The organism is Anoxybacillus sp. TBDG-1 (assembly GCF_054815885.1).
In genome coordinates this window covers 1-1,951 of sequence record NZ_JBTZSY010000094.1, presented here as the reverse complement: position 1 = coordinate 1,951, position 1,951 = coordinate 1, and the positions used below count along the sequence as shown (strand labels likewise).

Here is a 1,951-nt window from a genome sequence, read left to right as displayed (position 1 = left end):
TTATAAATAATGAATAGATTATTTATAAAGTTTTGTAAGTTTTCTGTAACGGAGAACGATTGTATCCCAACGAAAAATTGAGCGAAGAGAAAGTGTTCAAAGATCCGGTGCATCGGTATGTGCATGTGCGTGATAAAGTCATTTGGGATTTAATTGGTACAAAAGAATTTCAACGGTTGCGTCGCATTAAACAGCTTGGTACAACGTATTTGACGTTTCACGGTGCAGAACATAGTCGTTTTAACCATTCGCTTGGCGTATATGAGATCGTGCGCCGCATCGTTGACGATGTGTTCGCTGGTCGTGCGGATTGGGATGAAAACGAGCGGCTGCTTTGCTTATGTGCCGCGCTTTTGCATGATTTAGGACATGGGCCGTTTTCACATTCGTTTGAAAAAGTGTTTCATCTTGACCATGAACAATTTACGCGTGCGATTATTTTAGGCGATACAGAAGTAAACGCGGTCCTTCGTCGTGTATCGTTAGACTTTCCGAAAAAGGTTGCGGAAGTCATTGCGAAGACGTATGAAAATAAGCTCGTCGTTAGTCTTATTTCAAGCCAAATCGACGCGGATCGCATGGACTATTTATTGCGCGATGCATATTATACTGGCGTCAGTTACGGGCATTTTGATATGGAACGCATTTTGCGTGTGATGCGTCCACGCGAGGAGCAAGTCGTCATTAAACGAAGTGGCATGCACGCAGTAGAAGACTACATTATGAGTCGATACCAAATGTATTGGCAAGTGTATTTCCATCCCGTGACGCGTAGTGCAGAAGTCATTTTAACAAAAATTTTGCATCGTGCGAAACATTTGTATTTGACAGGCTATACATTTCAAACACCTCCTGTTCACTTCCAATCTCTTTTTCATGGACACGCGCAACTAGAAGACTACTTAAAGTTAGATGAGGCGGTGACATTATTTTATTTTCAACAATGGCAAGAGGAACGAGATGCGATTTTAAGCGATTTATGCCGCCGTTTTATGAATCGTAATTTATTTAAATACGTCGAATTTCAACCGACGAATGAAGAAATGAAAAAGTTGATGGAACTGACGACGTTGTTTAAAAAAGCGGGCATTGATCCGGATTATTATTTAGTCGTTGACTCCTCATCGGATCTTCCGTACGACTTTTATCGTCCGGGGGAAGAGGAGGAAAGGCTTCCGATTTATTTGTTAATGCCGAGCGGGGAGTTGCGCGAATTGTCACGGGAATCGACGATCGTTGATGCGATTTCAGGGAAACGGCGCACCGATCATAAACTATATTTTCCACAAGATTTTCTTGACGACTTATCGACAAAACGAAACGTGAAGAAAAAAATAAAACAACTTTTATATGAATAGGAGATGGGGACGTTGCTTTTCGAGCATGCGAAAATGTTGAAAGCGTTAGCAGCAGTCGGGGAAATTGTTGGACGAAAGAAGCTACAAAAAATGATTTACATTGCGAAAAAAATGAACTTTCCTTTTTACGAAAAATTTGATTTTCATTTTTACGGTCCGTATTCGGAAGAGTTGACTTTGCGCATGGAGGAGCTATGTAACGTCGGCTTTGTGCAAGAAATGAGAGAGAAAAAAGGTGGGTATTATCAATATCGTTATGCGTTGACGGAAGCAGGCAAGCAATTTTTAACGCATTACAATTTGGACATGCCTGATTTAAATGTTTGTTTGCGCAGTTTAAATGAACAAAGCGCGAGATTTTTAGAGCTCGTTTCTACGATTCTATACTTTGAAGATTTAAGTAAAGATGAAGTGAAAGAAAAAGTATTTACATTAAAAAGTAAACAACGATATACGGAAGAAGAAATAGAAGAAGCGTATCTTTATATCGAGCAGTTACGCGAGCAAGCATACATAAAAAGCTGACAGTCCCCTGTCAGCTTTCAGACTGTTGAAAAACGATTTTGTCAAGGACAAAATCGTTTTTCTTTTGT

General features: G+C 40.0%; 2 protein-coding genes. Both read left to right on the top strand.

Annotated features, from left to right (window positions below; all coding sequences use genetic code 11):
* Positions 1 to 59 precede the first annotated feature (59 nt).
* Complete coding sequence (locus tag ACYQY7_RS13890) at positions 60 to 1,358, top strand: HD domain-containing protein (protein ID WP_021094350.1); 1,299 nt, start codon at positions 60 to 62, stop codon at positions 1,356 to 1,358.
* A 12-nt stretch (positions 1,359 to 1,370) separates the two neighbouring features.
* The gene (locus tag ACYQY7_RS13885) at positions 1,371 to 1,883 is read left to right on the top strand and encodes a YwgA family protein (protein ID WP_461202939.1); all 513 of its coding nucleotides are present in this window, start codon (positions 1,371 to 1,373) and stop codon (positions 1,881 to 1,883) included.
* Positions 1,884 to 1,951 lie beyond the last annotated feature (68 nt).